Source organism: Streptomyces sp. NPDC051136 (assembly GCF_044455745.1).
Classification (GTDB): Bacteria; Actinomycetota; Actinomycetes; order Streptomycetales; family Streptomycetaceae; genus Streptomyces.
In genome coordinates this window covers 172,469-189,878 of sequence record NZ_JBITFE010000005.1, presented here as the reverse complement: position 1 = coordinate 189,878, position 17,410 = coordinate 172,469, and the positions used below count along the sequence as shown (strand labels likewise).

Below are 17,410 nucleotides of genomic sequence, written 5' to 3'. Positions count from 1 at the left end.
CGACTACTTGATCAGGTAGATCGTGGCGAACAGGCCGATCCAGACCACATCGACGAAGTGCCAGTAGTAGGACACGACGATGGCGGCGGTCGCCTGCTCGTGGGTGAACCTCCGGGCCGCGTAGGTGCGGCCGAGGACCAGCAGGAAGGCGATCAGGCCGCCCGTCACGTGCAGTCCGTGGAAGCCGGTGGTCAGGTAGAACGCCGAGCCGTACGGGTCGGAGGACAGGGAGATCCCGTCCTTCTTGACCAGTTCGGTGTACTCGAACACCTGACCGCCGATGAAGATCGCACCCATCACGAAGGTGACGATGAACCACATCCGGAGCTTCTTCACGTCACCGCGCTCGGCCGCGAACACGCCGAGCTGGCAGGTGAGGGAGGAGAGCACCAGGATCGTGGTGTTCGTCGCGGAGAACGGGACGTTCAGCGCGTGAGCCTTCTCGGACCAGAAGTCCGGGCCCGTCACCGATCGCAGGGTGAAGTACATCGCGAAGAGGGCCGCGAAGAACATCAGCTCGGAACTCAACCAGATGATGGTTCCGACGCTGGTGAGGTTCGGCCGGTTGACCGACGGGTGCGCGTGCCCGGTTTCTACTGTCGTTGCTGTCGCCACGACCGACATTATGTCGGTCGCTTATCCCGCCCTCACCCCGGGGGGTGCCGTTCGGAGTGTCCGCCCCGTCTGTACTGCCCGGATGGCCCATCGAACGGCCCGTCGAAGCCGTGTCCGAACCCGTGCTGACGGGGCGTTCGAGGGAGTAGCATCCGGCCCAACGGGCTACGACAGCCTCACGGGCTCCATCGGTCTTCACCGCGTATCGGAGGAAGCATGCAGGCGACCGCCACGGTGCTGGTCTACAGCGACGACTCCAACACCCGCGAACAGGTGCGGCTCGCGACCGGCCGCCGGCCGGCCCCGGACGTGCCGGTGGTCGAGTTCGTGGAGTGCGCGACTCCGGCCGCCGTGCTCAAGGAGCTGGACCGGGGCGGGATCGACGTCTGCGTCCTGGACGGCGAGGCCGTGCCGATGGGCGGCATGGGCATGTGCCGCCAGATCAAGGACGAGATCTTCCAGTGCCCGCCGGTGCTGCTGCTCATCGCGCGGCCGCAGGACGCCTGGCTGGCGACCTGGAGCCGGGCGGAGGCGGCGGTGACGCTGCCGGTGGAGCCGGTGGAGTTCGCGGGCGCGCTGGCCTCGCTGCTGCGCGAGAAGAGGCTGCAGGGCGTCTAGGGCGCCTTCCGGCCGGGGGCGCGGTGGCACGCCCCGCGCCCCTGTCACCTGCTCCCTGAGGGCCTCCTCAGACGCTCTCCGGCCTCAGCCTGGCCTGCTCACCCGTGCCGGCGGCACTGCCGGCGCCGCCGGTCAGGGCGCTGCCCGTGCGCCACTTCGCCCAGTCCATGTTCCAGTCGCCGAAGCCGTTGCCGAAGGGCTCCATCGTCTCGCCGCCGGAGTTGACGACCTCGACGAGGTCGCCCTCCTGGACCTCGTTGAAGAACCACTCCGCGTTGTCGGTGCTCATGCCGACGCAGCCGTGGCTGACGTTGGCGATGCCCTGGGAGCCGACGGACCAGGGGGCGGCGTGCACGTACTCGCCGCTCCAGGTCACCCGGGTGGCCCAGTGGACCGGCAGGTCGTACGACTCCGAGGAGCCCTCGGCGATGCCGACGGTGGTGCTGCGCATGCGTACGAAGGATTCCTTGCCGAGGACGACCTTGACGCCGTTGCGGGTCTCGAAGCCGGGCTTGCCGGTGGTGACCGGGAGCTGGCGGACCTCCTCGCCGTCCTTGAAGACCGTGAGGGTGTGCGCGGCGGCGTCGGTGACGGCGACGACGCGGTCCTCGGTGGTGATCTTCAGGGGTTTGGCCTTGCCGCCCCACATCCGGTCGCCGATCTTGATGCCGTCCAGGGTGCTGTGCACCTTGATGGTGGCGTGGGCGGGCCAGTAGTCCTGCGGCCGGTAGTGGAGCTTCTTGTCGTCCACCCAGTACCAGGCGCCCTGCACGGCCGGCGTGGACTGCACCTTCAGGGCGCGCTCCACTATGGCCCGCTGGGCCGGGTCCCGGACCGGCTGGCTCAGTTCCGCGGTGACGGGCTGGCCGACGCCGTACGCGCCCGCCTTGGGCCCGAAGACGACGTCCAGGGCCTTCTTGGCGCCGGGCTTGCCGGTCTCGAAGGTGAGCACCTTGCGGCCGGGTGCCCCGTCCCCGTCCTCGGTGCTGACGCGCACCGTGTAGCTGGCGTTGGCGGCCAGCGGCGAGGTGCTGTGCCAGCGCGCGCCGTCGGCGGACAGTTCGCCCGCGACGTAGCGCCCGGCCGCGTCCATGGCCGTGACGTCCGTGATGCGCCCGTCGGCGCCCTCGGCCACCACCTCCAGGGGTTTGTCCGGGTCGGCCTTCTTCCCGGCCTCCGTGGGGCCGTTGAAGGAGATCTGGCCCGCCGCGTCGTAGGGCGTGGCGGACAGCGGATTGTCGTCGCCCGTGCAGGCGGTGACGCTCGCGCCGAGGGCGATCACCAGCAGGGTGCAGCCGACGACCGTACGCCCCCGCGCCTGGAAGTGAACCGGGATGCTCATGACCTCACGCTAGGGAGGACCGTCGGAGGCGGCACGGTGGATGAGCCGGAGGAGTGAGAGGCCGTACGGCAGACGAAGGGCCCGGACGCTCCTGACGGAGTGTCCGGGCCCTTCGGTGCTCGGTGCGTGCTACTGGGTGCGGTTCTCGCCGCGGTAGTACTCGAAGACCCAGCCGAACAGGCCGATCAACAGGATCGGTGCCGAGAAGTACAGCAGCCACCAGCCGATGGCCACGCCCATGAAGGCGAAGGCACCACCGATGCCGAGCGCCAGCGGCTGCCAGCTGTGCGGGCTGAAGAACCCGACCTCACCGGCGTCGTCCGCGACGTCCGCCTCCGTGTTGTCCTGCGCGCCCACGTCGACCCGCCGCGCCGTGAAGGCGAGGTAGAAGCCGATCATGATGGCCAGGCCGAAGGCCAGGAAGAGGGCCGTGGTACCGGCCGGCTCCTTGGACCAGTAGCCGTAGACGACCGCCACGGCGAGGATGAAGACGCTCAACCAGATGAACATCTTGCCCTGGATTTTCACTTCCCGGCCTCCTTGCCGCCGGCGAGGGCCTTCTCACCGTGGCCGACGTTCTCCAGCTGATCGATCGCGGAGATCTCGGGGTAGTGCAGGTCGAAGGCGGGGGATTCACTGCGGATGCGCGGCAGCGTGAGGAAGTTGTGCCGCGGCGGCGGGCAGGAGGTCGCCCACTCCAGCGAACGGCCGTAGCCCCACGGGTCGTCCACCTCGATCTTCTTGCCGTACTTGGCGGTCTTCCAGATGTTGTAGAAGAACGGCAGGAGCGACATGCCGAGCAGGAACGAGCTGATCGTCGAGATCGTGTTCAGGGCGGTGAAGCCGTCCGCCGCCAGGTAGTCGGCGTAGCGGCGCGGCATGCCCTCGGCACCCAGCCAGTGCTGGACCAGGAAGGTGCCGTGGAAGCCGACGAACAGCGTCCAGAAGGTGATCTTGCCCAGGCGCTCGTCCAGCATCTTGCCGGTGAACTTCGGCCACCAGAAGTGGAAGCCGGCGAACATCGCGAACACCACGGTGCCGAACACCACGTAGTGGAAGTGCGCCACCACGAAGTACGAGTCGGACACGTGGAAGTCCAGCGGCGGCGAGGCCAGGATGACACCGGTCAGGCCACCGAAGAGGAAGGTGACCAGGAAGCCGGTGGACCAGAGCATCGGTGTCTCGAAGGACAGCGATCCCTTCCACATGGTGCCGATCCAGTTGAAGAACTTCACACCGGTCGGGACCGCGATCAGGAAGGTCATGAAGGAGAAGAACGGCAGGAGCACGCCGCCCGTCACGTACATGTGGTGGGCCCACACCGTCACCGACAGGCCCGCGATCGCGATGGTCGCGCCGATCAGACCCATGTAGCCGAAGATCGGCTTGCGGGAGAAGACCGGGATGATCTCACTGACGATGCCGAAGAACGGCAGCGCGATGATGTACACCTCTGGATGCCCGAAGAACCAGAACAGGTGTTGCCACAGCAGCGCTCCGCCGTTGGAGGAGTCGAAGATGTGGGCACCGAACTTGCGGTCGGCCTCCAGCGCGAACAGGGCCGCGGCCAGCACCGGGAAGGCCAGCAGGACCAGCACACCGGTCAGCAGCACGTTCCAGGTGAAGATCGGCATGCGGAACATGGTCATGCCGGGCGCGCGCATGCAGATGATCGTGGTGATGAAGTTGACCGAGCCGAGGATGGTGCCGAAGCCGGAGAAGGCCAGACCCATGATCCACAGGTCACCGCCGATCCCGGGCGAGTGCACCGCGTCGGACAGCGGCGAGTAGGCGAACCAGCCGAAGTCGGCCGCGCCCTGCGGGGTGAGGAACCCGCCCACCGCGATGGACGAGCCGAACAGGTACAGCCAGTAGGCGAACATGTTCAGCCGCGGGAAGGCGACGTCCGGCGCGCCGATCTGCAGCGGCATGATCCAGTTCGCGAAGCCCGCGAACAGCGGCGTCGCGAACATCAGCAGCATGATCGTGCCGTGCATCGTGAACGCCTGGTTGAACTGCTCGTTCGACATGATCTGAAGACCGGGCCGGGCGAGCTCGGCGCGCATGAAGAGCGCCATGACGCCGCCGATCACGAAGAACGCGAACGACGTCACCAGGTACATGGTGCCGATGGTCTTGTGGTCAGTGGTCGTGAGCCACTTGACCACGACGTTGCCGGGCTGCTTGCGCCGTACCGGCAGCTCGTTCTCGTACGAGTCCTCCGCTGCCGAGGCACCCTGGGGTTCGTTGAGGATGCTCACAGGTTGTTCGTCTCCCGGTTCTTCTCGTGGCTCGTCTGAGCGATGCCCGCGGGAACGTAACCGGTCTGCCCCTTCTTCGCGAGGTCCTGGAGGTGCTGCTCGTAGCGCTCCGGGGAGACGACCTTGACGTTGAACAGCATCCGGGAGTGGTCCACGCCGCACAGTTCGGCGCACTTGCCCAGGAAGGTCCCCTCCTTGTTGGGGGTCACCTCGAAGGCGTTGGTGTGGCCCGGAATCACGTCCTGCTTCATGAGGAACGGCACCACCCAGAAGGAGTGGATGACGTCACGCGAGGTCAGGACGAAGCGGACCGTCTTGCCCTTGGGGAGCCAGAGGGTCGGCCCGGGGTTGCCGGTCTGCGGGTTCTCCGTGCCGGGGGTACCGCAGTCGTAGACGCCGCCGGCCTTCGCCGGGAAGTCGTCGATGAACCGGTCCGGAATGCCGGCCAGTTCCTTCGAGGTCTTGGCGTCGCCGGTGGAGCCCGGGACGTCCTCGATGTGGTTGAAGCACCAGCTCCACTGGAAGCCGACCACGTTGACCGTGAGGTCGGGCTTCTTCTTGAGGCTCATGAGATCGGACTCGTCACGCGCGGTGAAGTAGAACAGCACCGAGACGATGACGAGCGGAACCATGGTGTACAGCGCCTCGATGGGCAGGTTGTACCTGGTCTGCGGAGGGACCTCGACCTTGGTGCGGCTGCGCCGGTGGAAGAAGACACTCCACAGGATCAGGCCCCACACCAGCACGCCGGTGGCCAGCGCGGCGGCCCAGGAGCCCTGCCACAGGGAGAGGATCCGCGGAGCCTCTTCCGTGGTTGGGGTGGGCATGCCGAGGCGGGGGAAGTCCTCGTATGTGCAACCGGTGGCGGTCGCCAGGACCAGGCCCGCGGTCAGTGCCTGCAGCAGCTTCCGCCGCATCGGGCGCCGCGGCGAGCGGTCGGAGCCGTTGGGACTCACGTAGCGCCTTCCCGAGAGTCTCGCCCGCGCGGTTGGCTGCGGCCTGCCTTCTCGCTGGTCGGTCGCCGCCCTGCGTCGGGCAGGGGTTTGATGTTTATGCGGACCAAACCCTAGCCGACGCCCTCCGGGGGGTCGCGGGGAGGGTGGCATACGCGCCGGGGGTCACTCTTTAAGGGTGGGGCGGGGCGCCCACGGGGGGTGGAGGGCTCGGGTTGTCCGGCGGCTGACGGTCCGTTGCGGCTTGTCGCGCCCGCGCGGCGGAGCCGCACATGTCCCAGCCCCGCGCCCCTGACGGGGCGCTGCGGCCCCCGGCGTTCTAGCGTTGCCCCGTGGCCTACTTCGATGCTGCTTCCGCTGTTCCCCTCCATCCCGTCGCCCGGCAGGCGCTGTTGGCGTCGCTCGACGAGGGGTGGGCCGATCCCGCGCGGCTGTACCGGGAGGGGCGGCGGGCGCGTTTGCTGCTGGACGCCGCCCGGGAGGCGGCGGCCGAGGCCGTGGGGTGCCGGGCGGACGAGTTGGTGTTCACCCCTTCGGGGACCCGGGCGGTGCATGCGGGGGTGGCGGGGGCGCTGGCCGGGAGGCGGCGCGTCGGGACTCACCTGATCGTGTCAGCGGTCGAACACTCCTCCGTACTGCATGCGGCCGAGGTGCACGAGGCCGGCGGCGGGAGCGTCACGCAGGTGCCCGTCGACCGGACGGGGGCGGTCGGTCCCGCGGCGTACGCGGCCGCCCTGCGCGTGGACACGGCGCTGGCGTGTCTCCAGTCGGCCAACCACGAGGTGGGCACCGAGCAGCCGGTGGCGGAGGTGGCCGAGGCCTGCCGGGCCGCCGGGGTGCCCCTGCTGGTGGACGCGGCCCAGTCGCTGGGCTGGGGGTGCGTCGAGGGCGACTGGTCGTTGCTGTCGGGCAGCGCCCACAAGTGGGGCGGGCCCTCGGGGGTGGGGCTGCTCGTCGTGCGCAAGGGGGTCCGCTTCGCGCCGCAAGGGCCCGGGGACGAGCGGGAGTCGGGGCGGGCGCCCGGTTTCGAGAACCTGCCGGCGATCGTGGCCGCCGCGGCGTCGCTGCGGGCGGTGCGGGCCGAGGCGGCGGCGGAGGCGGCCCGGCTGCGGGAGCTGACGGAGCGGATCCGGACGCGGGTGCCGTCCCTGGTCCCGGACGTGGAGGTGGTCGGCGACCCGGTGCGCCGGCTGCCCGGGGTCGTCACCTTCTCGTGTCTCTATGTCGACGGAGAGACCTTGCTGCACGAGCTGGACCGCGCCGGTTTCTCCGTGTCGTCCGGATCGTCCTGCACGAGCAGCACCCTGACGCCGAGCCACGTCCTGCGGGCGATGGGGGTGCTCAGCGAGGGCAACGTCCGGGTGTCGCTGCCGCCGGGGACCCCGGCCGAGGACGTCGAGCGGTTCCTGGAGGTGCTGCCGGGGACGGTGGCCGCGGTGCGCGAGAAGCTGGGGGCGCCGGCCGCGACGGAGACCGTCCGCGCGGCCGGCCCCGACCTCGTGGTGGACGCGCTGGGCCGGCGCTGCCCCGTGCCGGTGATCGAACTGGCCAAGGTCATCGGCGACGTCCCCGTCGGCGGCACCGTCCGGGTCCTCTCGGACGACGAGGCGGCCCGCCTGGACATCCCGGCCTGGTGCGAGATGCGGGGACAGGAGTACGTGGGCGAGGAACCGGCGGAGAAGGGCACCGCGTACGTGATCCGCCGGACCGGCTGACGCCGGGAAGGGGCGCGGGGCGGTGTGCGGCTCCGCCGCGTGGGCGCGACCGGCCCCCGCGCACCCGCACACGCCACCGCGCCTCGAAGGGCTCCCCCCTGGTCGCGGCCCCGCGCGTCAGCCCAGGTGCGCCTGGACCTCCTCCGCCGCCTCGTCGCCGTACGCCTTCGTGAACCGCTCCATGAAGTGCCCGCGCCGCAGCTGGTACTCCTGCGTCCCCACCGTCTCGATGACGAGGGTCGCCAGCATGCAGCCCACCTGCGCCGCCCGCTCCAGCGTCACGCCCCACGCCAGTCCCGACAGGAAGCCCGCGCGGAAGGCGTCGCCGACGCCCGTGGGGTCGGCCTTGCGCTCCTCGTCGGGGACGCCCACCTCCAGGGTGGCCTCGCCGGCCCGCTCGATGCGCACGCCCCGGGCGCCGAGGGTGGTGACGCGGTGGCCGACGCGGTCGAGGATCTCGGCGTCGCTCCAGCCGGTCTTGGTCTCGATGAGCCCCTTCTCGTACTCGTTGGAGAAGAGGTAGGTCGCCCCGTCCAGCAGTATCCGGATCTCGTCGCCGTTCATCCGGGCGATCTGCTGGGAGAAGTCGGCGGCGAAGGGGATGGACCGCGCGCGGCACTCCTCGGTGTGCCGGAGCATCGCCTCCGGGTCGTCGGCGCCGATGGAGACCAGGTCGAGGCCGCCCACGCGGTCGGCGACGGTCTTCAGCTCGATGAGGCGGGCCTCGCTCATCGCACCCGTGTAGAAGGAGCCGATCTGGTTGTGGTCGGCGTCGGTGGTGCAGACGAAACGGGCGGTGTGCAGGGTCTCCGAGATGCGCACCGAGTCGGTGTCGACGCCGTGCCGGTCCAGCCAGGCGCGGTAGTCGTCGAAGTCGGAGCCCGCGGCGCCGACCAGGATCGGCCGGGTGCCGAGCTGGCCCATGCCGAAGGCGATGTTCGCCGCGACGCCGCCCCGGCGCACGTCCAGCTGGTCGACCAGGAAGGAGAGCGAGACCGTGTGCAGTTGGTCCGCTACGAGCTGGTCGGAGAAGCGGCCGGGGAAGGTCATGAGGTGGTCGGTGGCGATGGAGCCGGTGACTGCGATGCGCACGGCGTGGACTCTCTCCTGAGGGGAGGCGGGTTGACGGTTCACGCTACCCGGGACGGACGCCCCACCGAAGGAGGCGAAACTACCCGGTAGTACAACTTTCCTCGCGATACGGGACGTGCCTACGGTTCTGTCATGACGAATCTGCGGACCGCCGACCCCGCCCCGGCCGACCTCGACGGCGATCTGGAGTCGCTGCGCGGTGACTGCGCCCGGATGACCCCGCGCTGGTCGCCGCCGCCCCACGTCCTCGCCCGGCCGGTGCCGCTCGCCCTCATCCACGGCGTCCGGGTGCCGCCGGCCTCGGCCCGGTTGCTGGAGGCGATGTCGGACTACGGCGACTGAGCGCCCCGGCCGGCCCGGGGGCCGTTCGGGCGATCCGCGCCGGTACCGGGAACCGGATCCCGGTCCACCGCGTCCCATCGCTGTCCTCAGCACCAGCCGAAGGAGCGATGCGGTGAACACCGAGCGACCCGACAACGACGACGCCGACGCCGCCCCCGAGGCCGGCACCGGGCGTCCCGCGCGGCGGCGTCCCCGGGCGGTCGCGGTCGCGTCGGTGGCCGCCGCGGTGCTGCTGGTGGGAGCCGGCGGCGCCTACCTGGCCACGTCCGCCACCGGCGACGACCCGGACGGCGGTACGACGTCCGGGGCCGCGGGCGACGACACTCCCCCGCCGCTCCCCCTCGACGACCACGGGACGTCGTCCCCCGAGGGCGGCTCGAACGGCATCGCGCCCGGCGAACCCGACCCGTACGGCGTCACCTACCGCGCCGACGGCCCGCTCCCCGAGGGTCCCGGCTCGGCGCCCGTGTACCGGGCGAGGGGCGACGTCACCGAGGCCGAGGTGACCCGGCTGGCCGAGGCGCTGGGCATCGAGGGCGCCCCCCGCGCCCGGGGCGGGGCGTGGCAGGCCGGCAACGCCGCGGACGGTTCCGGTCCGCTGCTCACGGTGGACCGGCGGGCGCCGGGCACCTGGACCTTCCACCGCTACGCGCCCGGCACCGACGACTGCAAGAAGGGCGCCGCCTGCAAGGCCCCCTCGGCCGGCGGGGACCCGGTGGGCGAGGCGGCCGCCGAGAAGGCGGCGGCGCCCGTGCTGAAGGCGCTGGGCCAGGACGACGCCAAGCTGGACGCGAGCCGGGTCATGGGAGCCCGGCGGGCCGTGAACGCGGCGCCCGAGGTGGGCGGGATGCCCACGTACGGCTGGACCACCGGGATCGTCGTCGGCGCGCGGGGCGAGGTGGTCGGCGGCAACGGCCAGGTGAAGACGCCGGTCAAGGGGGACACGTATCCCGTCCTGGACGCCGGGCGGACGCTGGCGCTGCTGAACGAGCCGGGGGCGGGCGCCGGATCCGTCGGGGGCGTCGGCGGGTGCACCGGGTCCGCGCCGCGCCAGGACCCGGCCGACGTGCCGTGCACGCCGCCGACCGGCCCGTCGGAGCAGCCCGGGGCGGGGAAGAAGCGGACCGCGACCGTCGAGGACGCGGTGTTCGGGCTGGCCGCGCATCCGGTGCGGGGGCGGCAGACGCTGGTGCCGTCCTGGCTGTTCGAGGTGCGGACGCCGGGCGCGGACGGCACCGTCACGGTCACCCATCCGGCGGTCGACCCGAAGTACCTGACGACGGCGGCCCCCGCCTCACCCCCCTCGCCCTCCCCGTCCGGCGAACCGACGTCGAAGCCCGGGAAGCCGCGGGACGTGCGGGTGAGCGGTTACACGGCCGCCGACGGCGAGCTGACCGTGCACTTCACGGGCGGGGTGTGCTCCGACTACGACGCGAAGGCCGAGGAGAGCGGCGGGAAGGTGACCGTCACGGTGACCGAGACCCCGCATCCGGACAAGGTCTGCGTCCTGATCGCCGAGGAGTACGAGCGGACGGTGCCGCTGGACGAGCCGCTCGGCGCCCGGGCGGTCGTGGGCTCGGACGGCGAGGACGTCCCGGTGCACAAGCCGGGCGCGCGGCTGCCGGCTCCGTCCCGGGGCCGGTGACACCGCACCCTTCACACGACGGAAGGGCGGCGGCCCGGGAGGGGAATCCCGGGCCGCCGCCCTTCGCGCGTTCCGCCGCCTCGCGGCGGACCGGCCGGTCAGCTGAACGAGTCGCCGCAGGCGCAGGAGCCCGTCGCGTTCGGGTTGTCGATCGTGAAGCCCTGCTTCTCGATCGTGTCCACGAAGTCGATGGTGGCACCGCCGAGGTACGGGGCGCTCATGCGGTCGGTGGTGACCTTGACGCCGCCGAAGTCCTTCACCACGTCACCGTCGAGCGAGCGCTCGTCGAAGAAGAGCTGGTAACGCAGGCCGGAGCAGCCGCCGGGCTGGACGGCGACGCGCAGCGCCAGGTCCTCGCGGCCTTCCTGGTCGAGCAGGGCCTTGACCTTGGCCGCGGCGGCGTCGGTCAGGATGATGCCGTCGGTGACGGTGGTGGTCTCGTCCGATACGGACATCTACATCTCTCCCGGGTTGTACGGAGACTGCTTGCCGACGGTTTCAACCGACGGAGCCGCGGATTCATTCCGGGCGGGACCGAGTCTTTGTCCTCGGCGCCCCCTTAATGCTCGCACACGCCTCCGCCGGCGGTCAGCGGCTGTGGACGGACGACGGATCGGACACCGGGATTCACGTCACACCGACACTATGGCCATCGTCAAAGTGACGTGAACCGGTTATGATATATAGCGTCAGTTCGACGAAAAGGGTCGACGAAAAAGAGAAAGGGTGCGTGTCGTGACCACCGCCCAAACCCAGGAGCTCGACGTACAGCCGACGCCCCTCGCCCTGCTGCTCCTCGGCCGTGAGGCCGACCCGAGGAGCGAGCGCGGCGTGGAGTGCCCCGGCGACCTGCCCTCGCCCTCCGACCCGGACCTGGTGGCGCGCGCCCGTGCGGCCAAGGAGAAGCTCGGCGACAAGGTCTTCGTGCTCGGTCACCACTACCAGCGCGACGAGGTCATCCAGTTCGCCGACGTCACGGGCGACTCCTTCAAGCTGGCCAAGGACGCGGCGGCGCGCCCGGAGGCGGAGTACATCGTCTTCTGCGGTGTGCACTTCATGGCGGAGTCGGCCGACATCCTGACCTCGGACGACCAGAAGGTGGTCCTGCCCGACCTGGCGGCCGGCTGCTCCATGGCCGACATGGCCACCGCCGAGCAGGTCGCCGAGTGCTGGGACGTGCTGACCGAGGCCGGGGTCGCCGGGCAGGTCGTGCCGGTGTCGTACATGAACTCGTCCGCGGACATCAAGGCGTTCACCGGCAAGCACGGTGGCACCATCTGCACCTCCTCCAACGCCGAGCGCGCCCTGAACTGGGCGTTCGAGCAGGGTGAGAAGGTCCTCTTCCTGCCCGACCAGCACCTCGGCCGCAACACGGCGGTGCGCGACCTCGGCATGTCCCTGGAGGACTGCGTCGTCTACAACCCGCACCGGCCGAACGGCGGGCTGACCGCGGAGGAACTGCGCGCCGCGAAGATGATCCTGTGGCGGGGACACTGCTCGGTGCACGGCCGCTTCAGCCTGGATTCGGTCAACGACGTGCGCGAGCGCATCCCGGGCGTGAACGTCCTGGTGCACCCCGAGTGCAAGCACGAGGTCGTCGCGGCGGCGGACTACGTCGGCTCGACCGAGTACATCATCAAGGCCCTGGAGGCGGCCCCGGCCGGCTCCAAGTGGGCCATCGGCACGGAGCTGAACCTGGTCCGCCGCCTGGCGAACCGTTTCGCTGCCGAGGACAAGGAGATCGTCTTCCTCGACAAGACGGTCTGCTTCTGCTCGACCATGAACCGCATCGACCTGCCGCACCTGGTCTGGACCCTGGAGTCGCTGGCCGAGGGCACCCTGGTCAACCGCATCGAGGTCGACCGGGAGACGGAGGCGTTCGCGAAGCTGGCACTGGAGCGGATGCTGGCGCTGCCGTAGCCGCCGGTCCCGGTCGGGACGCGGGGCCGCCGCGGAGGGCTTCCTCCGGGCGGCCCCGCGCCGTCTCCCCTCTCGGGTGTCGGTGCGTTGCCGTAGGCTTCCCGCCGCCTACACCGACTGGGAGGACCCGGAGTTGACCGGCCTGTCTGCTTTTCCGCTGCCCTTTCACGCTTCCCGCTCCATACCCTTCGCGACGCCCCGGACCCTGCGGGAACTGCAGATGATGCGGTGCAGCGCCCACCTCCGGGCGAAGCCGGGGTGGTTCGAGAAGATGAACGACCCCGAGATCGTCGCCAGGTGGACCCGGGAAGCCGTCGACCAGGGTCTCACCGAGGCCCAGGTCCGCTACGTGCTCGCCGAACTGGCGCACTACGCCGCGCTGCGCGACGCGCGCACCGGCGTCGAGGTGTCCGCCGTCGACGGGGTGTGGCAGTCCGACACCCTGGTCGACGACGCGCTGCGGACCCGGCTGCGCGAGGCGGTCCGGGTGCTGGAGGAGGTCCCCGAAGCGGAGCGGGACTGGCATCCCGGGTCCGGCGGCCAGGTGCTCGACCTGGTGCATCCCTCACTGTTCTGCCTGGTGAAGGACGTGAGCGGCGCGCCCGAGCGGGCCTGGCACAACCCGACGGACCGGTATTCCCGGCACGAGTTCTCGGAGCGGTTCCAGTGGCTGCCCACCGACGTCGACGTCCACAAGGACGGCGCCGTCACCTTCCGTTCGTACGTCAACAACGTCCACCCCGAGACCCATCGCGCACTGGCCTCCGTCCTGCCGGACGTCTTCGCGCGCATGCGCCCACTGCTGGAGAACGTGCTCACCGACCTGCGCCGTCCGCGGCCGCCGCGGATCGAGGCCGACCCCTACGGCTGGTACGACTCGGAGCCGGAGGACCCGGACAGGGCCTCCTTCGACGACGACGAGGCCTACAAGGCCGCCCTCCTCGCCGCGGAGAAGGCGCAGGACGACTGGTGGGAGAACCGCCGCCCGGTCGTCCCGGACGCCCCGGACTTCACCCCGCCCGAGGTGCCCGACGCGTCCGCCCGCGTCGACCTGCGCGGCCGCCGTCTCCAGGTGATCGTCAAGCTCGCCACCGTCCACCTCACCCCGGACCGGCCCGAGTACGCGGGCGGCTCCTGGCATGTCGAGGGGATGCTGAACGAGCGGATCGTCTCGACCGGCATCTACTACTGGGACAGCGAGAACATCACCGAGAGCCGGCTGGGATTCCGGACGGCGCTCGACGATCCCGACTACGAGCAGAACGACGACAACGGACTGCGTGAGGTCTACGGCCTGGAGGACGAGGATGCGCTGAACCAGGTGCTGGGATCGGCGTCGACCCCGGCGGGCCGCTGCCTGGCGTTCCCGAACGTCTTGCAGCACCGCGTCGACTCGTTCCGCCTCGCGGACCCCACCCGGCCCGGGCACCGCAAGATCCTCGCGTTCTTCCTGGTCGACCCCTCGCAGACGATCGTCTCGACCTCCGACGTGCCGCCGCAGCAGCCCTGGTCCGACACCTCGACGATGACGCTGGAACAGGCCAGGGCCTTCCGCGAAGAGCTGATGCGGGAACGCAAGTTCTTCGTCGACGAGCACAACGAACAGCTCTACGAGCGCGAGTTCTCGTTGTGCGAGCACTGAGCACTGAGCGGGCGAACGCGGGCGCCCCCGTGGAGAGTCCACGGGGGCGCCCTTCGTCGTACCGGCGGATTCGCCGTGCCGGGGGTCTCAGACCTGGGCCGGCTCCGGCTCCTGCGAGGGCTGCGACTGCTCGGGCAGGCCCTTCTTCGCCGCCCGCTTCTTCGCGCGCCGCTCCTTGCGCAGCTCCAGCATGGCGTAGAGCGTCGGCACCAGGAGCAGGGTCAGCAGCGTCGACGTGATCAGACCGCCGATCACCACCACCGCGAGCGGCTGGGCGATGAAACCGCCCTCACCGGTGACACCGAGCGCCATCGGGAGGAGGGCGAAGATCGTCGCCAGTGCCGTCATGAGGATCGGGCGCAGCCGGTGGCGGCCGCCCTCGATCACGGCCTCGACGACGCCGTAGCCCTGCTTGCGGTACTGGTTGATCAGGTCGATCAACACGATGGCGTTGGTGACCACGATGCCGATCAGCATCAGCATGCCGATCATCGCCGGGACGCCCATCGGGGTGCCGGTGGCGATCAGCAGGCCGATCGCGCCGGTCGCCGCGAACGGGATGGACACCAGCAGGATCAGCGGCTGGGCCAGCGACCGGAAGGTGCCGACCAGCAGCATGAACACGATGGCGATCGCGGCGAGCATGGCGAGGCCCAGGTTGACGAAGGCCTCGTCCTGGTCGGCGGTGACGCCGCCGATCTCGGCCGTGGCGCCGGTCGGCAGGTCCAGGCCGTCGATCTTCGACTGGAGGTCCGCGCTGACCGCGCCGGTGTTGTCGCCGGTCGGCTTGGCGGTGACGGTCGCCGCGCGCTGCCCGTCGATCCGGGTCATCGAGACCGGGCCGTCCACCAGCTGCACGGTGGCGATGTCACCGAGCTTGACCGGGCCCAGGTTCAGCGCCTTCAGCTCGGCCATCGTCCGGGCGGGCTGCGCCGACCTGATGACGACGTCGCGCTCCGTGTCGTCCAGGGTCGCCTTGGCCGCCGGGGTGCCGCGCACCGCCTGGGCGACGGCGGCACCGAGGGTCTGGTCGGTGAAACCGGCCCCGGCCGCCTTCGCGTTGGCCTTGACCGAGATGCGCGGGACGCTCTGCGCCAGGTCGCTGGTGACGTCGGTGACGTCGTCGAGCCCGGCGACCGCCTTGCGGACCTGCTCGGCGGCGTCGCGCAGCACCTGCCCGTCGGCGGCCTTGACCACGACGCTCAGGTCCTGGCTGCCGAAGCCGTCACCGGCGGCGAGCGTGGTGGTGCCGATGCCGTCGCCGAGCTTCGCCAGCCCGTCCTCGATGTGGTCCTGGACGGCCTCGGAGGACGCCGAGTCCTCCAGCATGATCTGGTAAGAGGCCTGGTTGGTGTCCGTGCCGCCGCCGAAGGCGGCCATGAAGCCGGACGAGCCGATGGTGACCTGGTAGTCCTTGACGCCCTCGGTGCCGCCGAGCAGCTTCTCGACCTTCTCGACCTGCTCGTCGGTCGCGCCGAGGCTGGTGCCGGGCTTCAGCTCCTGCTTGACGCTGAGGACCTCCTGCTCGCCCTGGTCGAAGAAGTTCGTCTTCAGCAGCGGCGCCATGCCGAAGGTGCCGACCAGCACGACGACCGCGATGGCCACACTGGTCAGCCGGCGGCGGGTGGCGAAGCGCAGGACGGGGACGTAGAAGCGCTGGAGGCGGCTCTTGGCCTCCTTCTCCTCCGCGAGGCGGCGGGCCTCGGCCGCGTCCTCCGGCGTGTTCTTCGGGGGCCGCAGGAACCAGTACGACAGCACCGGTACGACCGTCAGCGACACCAGCAGGGACGCCAGCAGCGCGGCGGTGACGGTGAGGCTGAAGGAGCCGAACAGCTCGCCGACCATGCCGCCGACCAGACCGATCGGCAGGAACACGGCGACCGTGGTGAGGGTGGACGAGGTGACCGCTCCGGCGACCTCGCGGACGGCGCCCAGGATGGCGTCCTTGCGCTCCTCGCCGTAGCCGAGGTGCCGCTTGATGTTCTCCAGGACCACGATCGAGTCGTCGACGACGCGGCCGATGGCGATGGTCAGCGCGCCCAGCGTCAGCATGTTGAGCGACAGGTCGCGCGTCCACAGGACGATCAGCGCCAGCACCACCGACAGCGGGATGGAGACCGCGGTGACCAGGGTGGAGCGGATCGACGCCAGGAAGACCAGGATGACCAGGACGGCGAAGAGCAGACCGAGCCCGCCCTCGGTGGTCAGACCGGAGATGGCCTTGGAGACCGCCGGGCCCTGGTCGCTGACGACGGTGAGGGTCGCGCCGGAGCCGAGCTGCTCGCGCAGGTCGGGGAGCTTGTCCTCGACGGCGTTCGAGATGGAGACCGCGCTGCCGTCGTGGTCCATCGTCACGGCGACCGCGAGGGACGGCTTGCCGTTGGTGCGGGTCAGGGAGTCGGCCTTGGCCTCCTCCTCCTTGACGGTGGCGACGTCGCCGAGGCGGACCGGCTTGTCGACGCCCTCACCGGTGACCATGAGGTCCTGGATCTGCTTCAGCGAGGTGAAGCCGCCGCCGACCTGGACGGTGCGGTTGGCGCCCGCCTCGTCGAAGGAGCCGGCCGGGACGGTCGCGCCGCCCGCCTGGAGGGACTGGGCGAGCGTCTGCGGGCTCACCTTGGCCGCGGCCAGCTTCGCCGGGTCCGGCGTCACGGTGACCTGGACGTCGCGGACGCCGTCGACGACGACCTGGGCGACGCCGTCGATGTCCTTCAGCTCGGTGACGACCGTCTTGTCGAGCTGGTCGGCCAGCGCCTGCTGGTCCTTGTCCGAGGTGACGGCGAGGACGACGGTCGGGATGTCGTCCGTCGAGCCGGAGATGACCTGCGGGTCCACGTCCTCGGGGAGCTGGGCGCGGGCCCGGTTCACGGCCTGCTGGACGTCGGCGACCAGCTGCTGGGTGTCCGGGCCGTAGTCGAAGGACGCCATGATGACGGCGTTGCCCTCACTGGCCGTGGAGGTGACGCCCGAGATCCCGTCGACCGCTTCGAGGCTGTCCTCGATCGGCTCGACGACCTGCTTCTCGACCACGTCCGGCGAGGCACCCTGGTACGGGGCCAGCACCGACACCATGGGCAGTTCGATGGTGGGCAGCAGCTGCTGCTTGAGCTGGGGGATCGCGATCGCCCCGAAGACGAGCGCGACGATCGACATCAGCCCTATCAGGGCCCGTTGCGCGAGGCTGAATCTCGACAGCCAGGACATGGATCAGGGTCTCTCTTCTGTGGCCGAGCGGGGGACGGGGCACATGGCAGCGCCGGGCGCG

General features: G+C 70.5%; 14 protein-coding genes. 6 read left to right on the top strand and 8 right to left on the bottom strand.

Features of this window, described 5'->3' with window-relative positions; translation table 11 throughout:
• Nucleotides 1-3: 3 nt before the first annotated feature.
• Nucleotides 4-624, bottom strand: a complete 621-nt coding sequence (locus tag ACIBCJ_RS16125; protein WP_030186375.1) for a heme-copper oxidase subunit III — start codon at nt 622-624, stop codon at nt 4-6.
• Between the two features lie 207 nt (nt 625-831).
• On the opposite strand from ACIBCJ_RS16125, the gene ACIBCJ_RS16120 reads away from it, so the two are divergent.
• Complete coding sequence (locus tag ACIBCJ_RS16120; RefSeq protein WP_133888370.1) at nt 832-1,233, top strand: hypothetical protein; 402 nt, start codon at nt 832-834, stop codon at nt 1,231-1,233.
• A gap of 67 nt (nt 1,234-1,300) precedes the next feature.
• Here ACIBCJ_RS16120 and ACIBCJ_RS16115 read toward each other — a convergent pair whose 3' ends face one another.
• The 4 genes from ACIBCJ_RS16115 to coxB all read right to left on the bottom strand — a co-directional run bounded on the left by ACIBCJ_RS16115 (nt 1,301) and on the right by coxB (nt 5,792).
• A complete protein-coding gene (locus ACIBCJ_RS16115) occupies nt 1,301-2,575 on the bottom strand; it encodes an Ig-like domain-containing protein (RefSeq protein ID WP_362101975.1) in 1,275 nt (424 codons plus the stop codon).
• Between the two features lie 129 nt (nt 2,576-2,704).
• A complete protein-coding gene (locus ACIBCJ_RS16110) occupies nt 2,705-3,103 on the bottom strand; it encodes a cytochrome c oxidase subunit 4 (protein WP_362101972.1) in 399 nt (132 codons plus the stop codon).
• Entirely contained in the window at nt 3,100-4,836 is a 1,737-nt protein-coding gene (gene ctaD / locus ACIBCJ_RS16105) for a cytochrome c oxidase subunit I (protein WP_362101969.1), read from the bottom strand. Before ctaD ends, ACIBCJ_RS16110 begins: the two co-directional genes overlap by 4 nt.
• The gene (gene coxB, locus ACIBCJ_RS16100; RefSeq protein WP_362101966.1) at nt 4,833-5,792 is read right to left on the bottom strand and encodes a cytochrome c oxidase subunit II; all 960 of its coding nucleotides are present in this window, start codon (nt 5,790-5,792) and stop codon (nt 4,833-4,835) included. The genes ctaD and coxB overlap by 4 nt, the downstream gene beginning before the upstream one ends.
• Before the next feature lie 329 nt (nt 5,793-6,121).
• On the opposite strand from coxB, the gene ACIBCJ_RS16095 reads away from it, so the two are divergent.
• A complete protein-coding gene (locus tag ACIBCJ_RS16095) occupies nt 6,122-7,504 on the top strand; it encodes an aminotransferase class V-fold PLP-dependent enzyme (RefSeq protein WP_365980137.1) in 1,383 nt (460 codons plus the stop codon).
• A gap of 117 nt (nt 7,505-7,621) precedes the next feature.
• Here ACIBCJ_RS16095 and ACIBCJ_RS16090 read toward each other — a convergent pair whose 3' ends face one another.
• Nucleotides 7,622-8,596 (bottom strand): carbohydrate kinase family protein, encoded by a 975-nt coding sequence (locus ACIBCJ_RS16090; protein WP_362101960.1) that lies wholly within the window; start codon nt 8,594-8,596, stop codon nt 7,622-7,624.
• Nucleotides 8,597-8,728: 132 nt separating this feature from the next.
• Here ACIBCJ_RS16090 and ACIBCJ_RS16085 point away from each other — a divergent pair, with 132 nt between their 5' ends.
• Together ACIBCJ_RS16085 and ACIBCJ_RS16080 are read left to right on the top strand one after the other, a co-directional pair.
• Nucleotides 8,729-8,938 carry a hypothetical protein gene (locus ACIBCJ_RS16085; RefSeq protein WP_362101957.1) on the top strand — a complete coding sequence of 70 codons (210 nt, stop codon included), beginning with the start codon at nt 8,729-8,731 and terminating at the stop codon, nt 8,936-8,938.
• A 112-nt stretch (nt 8,939-9,050) separates the two neighbouring features.
• Nucleotides 9,051-10,583, top strand: coding sequence for a hypothetical protein (locus ACIBCJ_RS16080; RefSeq protein ID WP_362505536.1), 1,533 nt, complete (start codon nt 9,051-9,053; stop codon nt 10,581-10,583).
• 98 nt (nt 10,584-10,681) lie between these two features.
• Here ACIBCJ_RS16080 and ACIBCJ_RS16075 read toward each other — a convergent pair whose 3' ends face one another.
• On the bottom strand, nt 10,682-11,038 hold the full coding sequence (locus tag ACIBCJ_RS16075; protein WP_133888361.1) for an iron-sulfur cluster assembly accessory protein: 357 nt from the start codon (nt 11,036-11,038) through the stop codon (nt 10,682-10,684).
• A 280-nt stretch (nt 11,039-11,318) separates the two neighbouring features.
• Between ACIBCJ_RS16075 and nadA the strand changes: the two genes are divergently transcribed.
• Both nadA and ACIBCJ_RS16065 read left to right on the top strand, forming a co-directional pair.
• Entirely contained in the window at nt 11,319-12,503 is a 1,185-nt protein-coding gene (gene nadA / locus ACIBCJ_RS16070) for a quinolinate synthase NadA (RefSeq protein WP_362101949.1), read from the top strand.
• Between the two features lie 133 nt (nt 12,504-12,636).
• Nucleotides 12,637-14,145 carry a DUF4246 domain-containing protein gene (locus ACIBCJ_RS16065; protein ID WP_399282594.1) on the top strand — a complete coding sequence of 503 codons (1,509 nt, stop codon included), beginning with the start codon at nt 12,637-12,639 and terminating at the stop codon, nt 14,143-14,145.
• Nucleotides 14,146-14,232: 87 nt separating this feature from the next.
• Here ACIBCJ_RS16065 and ACIBCJ_RS16060 read toward each other — a convergent pair whose 3' ends face one another.
• The gene (locus tag ACIBCJ_RS16060) at nt 14,233-17,349 is read right to left on the bottom strand and encodes an efflux RND transporter permease subunit (RefSeq protein ID WP_365980135.1); all 3,117 of its coding nucleotides are present in this window, start codon (nt 17,347-17,349) and stop codon (nt 14,233-14,235) included.
• Nucleotides 17,350-17,410: the final 61 nt, after the last annotated feature.

Bases quoted from the DNA above. Each gene is read 5' to 3' on its own strand.
- ACIBCJ_RS16075 (WP_133888361.1), bottom strand. From the start codon at position 11,038: ATGTCCGTATCGGACGAGACCACCACCGTCACCGACGGCATCATCCTG.
- ACIBCJ_RS16115 (WP_362101975.1), bottom strand. From the start codon at position 2,575: ATGAGCATCCCGGTTCACTTCCAGGCGCGGGGGCGTACGGTCGTCGGC.
- ACIBCJ_RS16085 (WP_362101957.1), top strand. From the start codon at position 8,729: ATGACGAATCTGCGGACCGCCGACCCCGCCCCGGCCGACCTCGACGGC.
- ACIBCJ_RS16120 (WP_133888370.1), top strand. From the start codon at position 832: ATGCAGGCGACCGCCACGGTGCTGGTCTACAGCGACGACTCCAACACC.
- ACIBCJ_RS16125 (WP_030186375.1), bottom strand. From the start codon at position 624: ATGTCGGTCGTGGCGACAGCAACGACAGTAGAAACCGGGCACGCGCAC.
- ACIBCJ_RS16060 (WP_365980135.1), bottom strand. From the start codon at position 17,349: ATGTCCTGGCTGTCGAGATTCAGCCTCGCGCAACGGGCCCTGATAGGG.